This is a genomic window from Hydrogenimonas sp. (assembly GCF_029932565.1).
GTDB lineage: Bacteria > Campylobacterota > Campylobacteria > Campylobacterales > Hydrogenimonadaceae > Hydrogenimonas.
Genome location: NZ_JAOZPV010000080.1, coordinates 1 through 7,176 on the forward strand (window position 1 = coordinate 1; position 7,176 = coordinate 7,176).

The window sequence follows — 7,176 nt, forward strand, 5'->3', positions numbered from 1 at the left end:
TAATCAAACGTTATTCAACATCTTTCAACAAAGCACTTCTTCGAAGCAAGAACCTTAATCTGCATCTTTAGTTACATTTCTGACATTTATCAATTTCATTGACCAATATCAAGAATAATTCAGGACGACTTCTGTAGAATTATTTTGTGTTGGAATCCTAGTGCCCAGACTCAAGAAATGTTTAAACTCTAATTTTCTTGGGTCTGGGCGCTTGGTGATTCCAGAAACGTGCAAATTTATTAGGAGGTAAATATGTCATCTATGTCACGACGTGACTTCCTCAAGAGTGCAGCGGCTGCCACAGCTGCCAGCGCTGTTGGGATGTCAGTTCCTACTGAAGTAGAGGCCAAAGCCGGTGCAGCTGAGAGCGGCTGGCGATGGGACAAGGCAGTCTGCCGATTCTGTGGTACAGGATGCGGTATTATGGTTGCGACCAAAGACGGCAAGATCGTTGCGGTCAAAGGCGACCCGGCAGCACCGGTCAACCGCGGTCTGAACTGTATCAAAGGGTACTTCAACGCGAAAATCATGTACGGTGCAGACCGTCTTACGACTCCGCTTCTGCGAATGGACGACAAAGGCAACTTCAACAAGAAGGGCAAGTTCCGCCCGGTCAGCTGGAAACGTGCCTTTGACGAAATGGAGCGCGCAATCCGCAAAGCGCTCAAAGAGGGTGGCCCGGAAGCGGTTGCCGTATTCGGCTCCGGACAGTACACGATCAATGAAGGGTATGCCGCGGCCAAAATGATGAAAGCGGGTTTCCGCTCCAACGCGATCGACCCGAATGCACGCCACTGTATGGCATCGGCAGTCGTCGGATTCTTCCAGACATTCGGTATCGATGAGCCGTCCGGATGTTACGACGATATCGAAATCACCGATACGATCGTCACATGGGGCGCGAACATGGCAGAGATGCACCCGATTCTCTGGGCGCGCGTCACCGACCGAAAGCTCTCCGATCCCGAGCGTGTCAAAGTCGTCAACATTTCGACCTACCGACACCGATGTTCCGACCTGGCCGACATGGAGATCATCTTCCGACCCGGTTCCGACCTCGCGATGTGGAACTATCTCGCACGCGAAATCGTCTACAACCATCCGGAAGTGATCGACTGGGATTTCGTCAAGAAGCATACGATTTTCACAACCGGGTTCGTTGAAACGGGTTACGGTATGAGAATGCCGGACGAAGCGAAAAAACTGGGCTACAGCGACAAAGAGCTTGAAACGATCAAGGAGGAAGCAAATCATACGGTCACTGAACGTGAAGCTCCGGGTCTGGCTCCGCTGGGATACAAAGCGGGCGATAATATGAAGATGGTTCACCGCGGCCATGCTCTCGGACACTGGGAGATCACATTCGAAGAGTTCAAAAAAGGCCTCGAGCCGTATACACTCGATTATGTCGCAAGTGTCGCCAAAGGCGATCCGGACGAAGATATCGAAGTCTTCAAAGGCAAGCTGGAAACACTGCGCGATCTCTATATTGACAAGAGCCGCAAAATGGTCAGCTTCTGGACGATGGGTATGAACCAGCACTATCGCGGTTCGTGGGTCAACGAACAGTCCTATATGGTTCACTTCCTCCTCGGAAAACAGGCGAAACCGGGCATGGGTGCCTTCTCGCTGACCGGTCAGCCTTCTGCCTGTGGTACGGCTCGCGAAGTCGGTACATTTACCCACCGTCTCCCTGCCGACATGCTGGTCAAAATTCCGAAACACCGAAAGATCGCCGAGAAGATCTGGAAACTGCCGGAAGGCACGATCAACCCGGTCGGATATCAGCATATTATGAATATCCACCGACAGATCGAAAGCGGCAAGATCAAGTTCGCATGGGTCAATGTCTGTAACCCGTATCATGACTCTGCCAACGCAAACCACTGGATCAAAGCGGCCCGTAACATGGATTGCTTCATCGTCACATCCGACGGTTATCCGGGCATCTCCGCAAAAGTCTCCGACCTTGTTCTTCCATCGGCGATGATCTATGAAAAATGGGGTGCCTACGGAAATGCTGAGCGACGAACCCAGCACTGGAAGCAGCAGGTTCTTCCTGTCGGTGATGCGATGAGCGATACCTGGCAATGGATCGAACTCTCCAAACGCTTTACTGTCAAAGACCTCTGGGGCGAATCAACGATCAAAGGCGGCAAAAAACTGCCGAATGTCATCGAAAAAGCGAAAGCGATGGGATACAAAGAAGATACGACCATGTTCGAAATTCTTTTCGCAAACGACTATTACAGAAGTTTCAAAACGAACGACCCGATCGCGGCCGGATTCGATGATACGGAAACAAATGGCGACAGCCGCAACGTTCTTGGAAGCGACGGCAAACCGTGGAAAGGGTATGGCTTCTTCATTCACAAAGCATTGTGGGAAGAGTATCGCAAATTTGGTACCGGACATGGCCACGACCTTGCGGACTTCGACACCTATCACCGTGTACGCGGGCTCCGATGGCCTGTCGTCGATGGCAAAGATACACCATGGCGCTTCAATGTCAAATACGATCCGTATGCACGCAAGCATGCAAAACCGGGTGAAGGATTCGCATTCTACGGACCTGCACTCAAAACGATCAAACGCGGTAACTTGAAGAAGATCGATCCTGCGAAAGGAAAGATCAACCTCGCCAACAAAGCGAAAATCTTCTTCCGACCATATATGGATCCGACCGAACAGCCGGACAACGAATATCCGATCTGGCTCTGTACAGGGCGTGTCATCGAGCATTGGCACAGTGGTACGATGACAATGCGTGTTCCGGAGCTCTTCCGTGCGATGCCTGAAGCGTTCTGTTACATGAACCCGGCCGATGCGAAAGCCAAAGGTCTCAAAGATGGCGACATGGTATGGATAGAAAGCCGACGCGGCAAAGTCAAGGCACACGTCAAGACACGCGGACGTAACCGACCGCCGAGAGGACTTGTCTTCGTTCCGTGGTTCGACGAACGTGTCTTCATCAACAAAGTGTGCCTCGACCATACATGTCCGATGTCCAAACAGACCGACTACAAAAAGTGTGCGGTCAAGATCTATAAGGCGTAAGCATCATTTCGTTGCCGTCCGAGGTTCGCCTCGGCGGCCAACACATACAGTTTTCAGTAACTGTACAAAATGATTAAAAGGTGGATTGAGTCTTTGAACACTCAAAATCCGAAAAAAGATACCAAACCCAAAATCACTGAAAGACGGCGCTTTTTGACCATCATGGCACAAAGTGTCGGTCTTTCCGCCCTCGGCGGCATTGTATGGACCGGATACGTGGAAGAGGCGAAAGCCTCACCGCTTCTGCTCCGTCCGCCGGGAGCACTGAAGGAGTCTGACTTCCTTCGGACCTGTATCAAATGCGGACAGTGCGCCGAAGCGTGTCCATACGATACACTGCTCATGGCAAAACCGGGTGACGGTCTGCCGATGGGTACACCCTATTTTATTGCGCGAGATATTCCGTGCTATATGTGTACGGATATCCCCTGTGTACCGGTCTGTCCGACGGGGGCACTCGATGAAGATTCTGTCTCGAGTGTTGTCGAGGGCAAAAAGGTGCTCGATATCAACAAAGCGAAAATGGGTATTGCGGTCGTGGATCACGAATCATGCGTTGCCTACTGGGGTATCCAGTGCGACGCCTGCTATCGGGCCTGCCCGATACTCGGGGATGCGATTACGATCGAGTTTCTGCGAAATGAACGGACCGGAAAACACGCCAAACTGGTTCCCGTAGTCCATGCCGACTACTGTACCGGCTGCGGTCTGTGCGAGCATGCCTGCGTTACAGAGAAAGCTGCCATCTTTGTCCTGCCGCGCGACGTGGCATTGGGCAAAGCCGGCGACTATTATGTAAAAGGTTGGGATGTCAAAGACCAGGAACGCATCAAACAGCGAAACCTGGAGGAACTCGAGACGAAAACCGAACGCAGCGAAAAGAAACCGCAGGATTATCTGAATATGGATGAGGAGTTGTTCAATGAATAAGCTCTTCAAAATGCGATATCTGATTCTCAGACGCATCACACAGATCGGACTTCTCTTCCTCTATTTCGCAGGCAATGCCTACGGATGGAAAATCCTGCAGGGGACACTCAGTGCATCGATGCTTTTCGATACCATTCCTCTGGCCGATCCGTTTGCTCTCTTGCAGATGCTCTCTGCCGGCGCGATAATGGGCGTCAATGTTTTTATTGGAGCCGCTGTCATTGTCCTTTTCTATGGGATCGTCGGCGGACGGGCATTCTGCAGTTGGGTCTGCCCTGTCAACATGATTACCGACCTCGCCAACTGGTTGAGACGCAAGTTTCTGCTCGATAAAGTGGAAAGGAAGGTCTGGGTGAGTCGCAATGCCCGCTACTGGGTACTCGGCTTGTCGCTTGTCGTTTCGGCAATCACAGGGCTTGCAGCGTTCGAACTGGTCAGTCCGATCACGATATTCAATCGTGGTGTCATTTTTGGCATGGGTATGACCGGGGGTGTCCTGGTGGCGATTTTTCTGTTCGATCTCTTCGGGGTCAAGAACGGATGGTGTGGACATATCTGTCCGCTGGGCGGCATCTATTCGATCATCGGTCGTTTCAGTCTTATCCGTGTTCGCCACAACGAACCAAACTGCACCCTCTGCATGAAATGTAAAGAGGTGTGCCCGGAGAGTCAGGTTCTTTTCATGATCGGCAAAGAGAGCGGGACCGTAAACATGGGTGAATGTGTCAACTGTGCTCGCTGTATCGAAGTGTGCGACGATGATGCACTCGGGTTTAGTATTAGAGATTTTGCAAAAAGTAAAGCCAAAGGAGAAAAGAGATGAAAAAATTGATTTTGACGGCACTTTCGGCTGCATTGGTACTGGGCATGAGCGCCTGTGCCAACAAAAGCGGTTCGGGTGCCAGTGAAAAAGAGCTGAACAGCAAATCGGCTCCGATCGTGACAGAAGAGGAGCTCGGGCTTCGTGATGAGAACCTCTATACCGAAGAAGGCGTCAAGCCTGTCGAAGCCAAATATACCAAAGCGGCTCCCGGTACTGCAAAAAGATTCGAACGATCCTATGAGAATGCGCCTCCGCTCATTCCTCACAGTGTCGACGGTCTTCTGCCGATTACCAAAGCTAACAATGCATGCCTGGGTTGCCATATGCCGGAAGTTGCACCGAGTGTCAAAGCGGTACCGATTCCTCCGACACACTTCATGGATTTCCGAACCCAGAAAAAGCTGGATCATCTGGCGCAGCAGCGATTCAACTGCTCGCAGTGCCACGTTCCGCAGGCCAACGTTCAACCGCTGGTTAAAAACAACTTCACACCCGGTTACCGAAGTGGAGAAGAGAAGAAAAAATCGAATCTTATCGATACTCTGAACGAAGGTGTCCACTAAGATGATCGACGAAGAGAGACGGGGGCTTTTCGCCTCCCTCTCCTCGGCTTTCAAGAACGAAAAAACGCGAAAGAAAGCGGTAATCCGTCCACCCTATCAATCCGATCTCTCTCTTTTTTACAAGCTTTGCCCGGAATGTACCGGCAAACAGTGCGTCGAAGCGTGTGAAGAGGAGATTATCGTCATCGACGAAGCGGGTACGCCGACTCTCAACTTTTCCGAAAGAGGATGTACCTTCTGCGATGCCTGTTCCGATGCGTGTGATGCTGGAGTTTTAAGCGACAAAACGCTAAACTTCGTCAACGCGACGGTTGAGATCAATGTACTCAAATGTATCGCCTGGCATCAGGTAATGTGCAGCAGCTGCAAAGAGCCGTGCATGGAGGACGCCATTGCTTTCATCGGTCTTTTCCGACCAAAAATCGGGATGGATCGGTGTACGGCATGTGGTTGGTGCATACCCGTCTGTCCGGCTGATGCCATTGAAATTGTTCCAGGACGAAAGGAAAAAGAATGAGATCACTTTTAATAGTATGTCTGGTATCTCTCATTTCGATGGCAGCCACCATCGTCAAGCCCCAATACTCCATTGATGTTGACGGCAATGTTGTCGAATTCACCCACAAAAACGAAAAGCTCTATGTTGCCACCGATACGGGCAAGATGGAAGTCTATAACTGGCACACCAGGGAAAAACTGAGCGAAATCAAGTTCGATACGATCCACGACTTTCTGGGCGATCCGATTCCTCCAAAAGTCTTCGGCATCGACATCAATAAAGAAGGTGATGAACTGGCCCTGATGGTTCAGGACGAAGAGGGCGAGAGAATTCTGTACATTTACAGAGAGAACAATCTGACGAGAATTCTCGATAAAAAAGCCCATATCCAGATGCGGGAAGCACGCTATGTGGACAATACCCATCTGCTGATTGCGACGATGAGCAACGATCTGATGCTCTTCGACATTCCGGCCCGAAAATTTCTCTACAAAGTGAAACTGAGTCTGTCCACTTTCTCCGACTTCCAGCTCAATGAAGATCACAGCAAAGTGGCAAGCAGCTGTGAATCGGGTATTGTCTATATCGTCGATACAAAAAGCGGAAAGGTTCTCAAAACATTCGAGGGCGGCAACAAAGACAATGTCTTCAAGGTCGATTTTAAAAATTACAAGGTTCTGGCCTGTGGGCAGGACAGAAAAGCGGTTCTCTACTCTCTTGGCCATGAAAAAATGGTCATCTATCCAACGCAGTTTCTGGTCTATGCCGGTGCACTGAACAAGGATGCGAAGCTGAGTGCCTTCCAGATCAACGAAAACAATGATATCGGCATCTACAACAATCTGACCAAATCGATGAAATATCAGCTGGTCGGACAGCAGTCTGTCCTCAATACCATCGTCTTCATCGACGACAAGACACTCATCAGTTCGAGTGACGACAATCATATCTTAATTTGGAGGCTTCCATGAATATATCGAGTATCGTAGTACAGGTTCGGCAGGAGTATGTCGACGAAGTGGTCGAAGCGCTCAAAGCTGCAGATTTCTGTGACTACCATTTCCACGACAAGGCGATCGGAAAAATCATCGTGACAGTCGAGGGGGAAGGTGTTTCGGAAGAGATCGAAAAAGTGAAAAAGATTCAGGCGGTCCCTCATGTCATCGCGGCCGACATGATGATGGCCTACAGTGAAGACGAATTGAACGAAGAGCGTTCGAAGCTCGAGATGAACGGCCCCAACGTACCGGAAATGCTCAACGACGACTCCATCCGCGCCGAAGATATCGTCTACCACGGCGACC

The 7,176-nt window shown here is 50.5% G+C and carries 7 protein-coding genes; all 7 read left to right on the top strand.

Features of this window, described 5'->3' with window-relative positions:
- The first annotated feature begins 252 nt into the window (after window positions 1-252).
- Entirely contained in the window at window positions 253-3,057 is a 2,805-nt protein-coding gene (napA, locus tag Q1K24_RS08435; RefSeq protein ID WP_300368811.1) for a nitrate reductase catalytic subunit NapA, read from the top strand.
- A 93-nt stretch (window positions 3,058-3,150) separates the two neighbouring features.
- Window positions 3,151-3,987 (top strand): ferredoxin-type protein NapG, encoded by an 837-nt coding sequence (napG, locus tag Q1K24_RS08440; RefSeq protein ID WP_300368814.1) that lies wholly within the window; start codon window positions 3,151-3,153, stop codon window positions 3,985-3,987.
- Window positions 3,980-4,810, top strand: coding sequence for a quinol dehydrogenase ferredoxin subunit NapH (gene napH / locus Q1K24_RS08445; RefSeq protein WP_300368816.1), 831 nt, complete (start codon window positions 3,980-3,982; stop codon window positions 4,808-4,810). Before napG ends, napH begins: the two co-directional genes overlap by 8 nt.
- Window positions 4,807-5,373: a nitrate reductase cytochrome c-type subunit gene (locus Q1K24_RS08450; RefSeq protein ID WP_300368819.1), complete on the top strand. Its 567-nt coding sequence runs from the start codon at window positions 4,807-4,809 to the stop codon at window positions 5,371-5,373. Before napH ends, Q1K24_RS08450 begins: the two co-directional genes overlap by 4 nt.
- A 1-nt stretch (window position 5,374) precedes the next feature.
- Entirely contained in the window at window positions 5,375-5,890 is a 516-nt protein-coding gene (locus tag Q1K24_RS08455) for a ferredoxin-type protein NapF (RefSeq protein ID WP_300368822.1), read from the top strand.
- Complete coding sequence (locus Q1K24_RS08460; protein WP_300368825.1) at window positions 5,887-6,843, top strand: hypothetical protein; 957 nt, start codon at window positions 5,887-5,889, stop codon at window positions 6,841-6,843. Before Q1K24_RS08455 ends, Q1K24_RS08460 begins: the two co-directional genes overlap by 4 nt.
- Window positions 6,840-7,176, top strand: a 337-nt coding sequence (locus tag Q1K24_RS08465) for a chaperone NapD (protein WP_300368828.1), incomplete at its 3' end; no start/stop codon positions are given. The genes Q1K24_RS08460 and Q1K24_RS08465, both read left to right, overlap by 4 nt.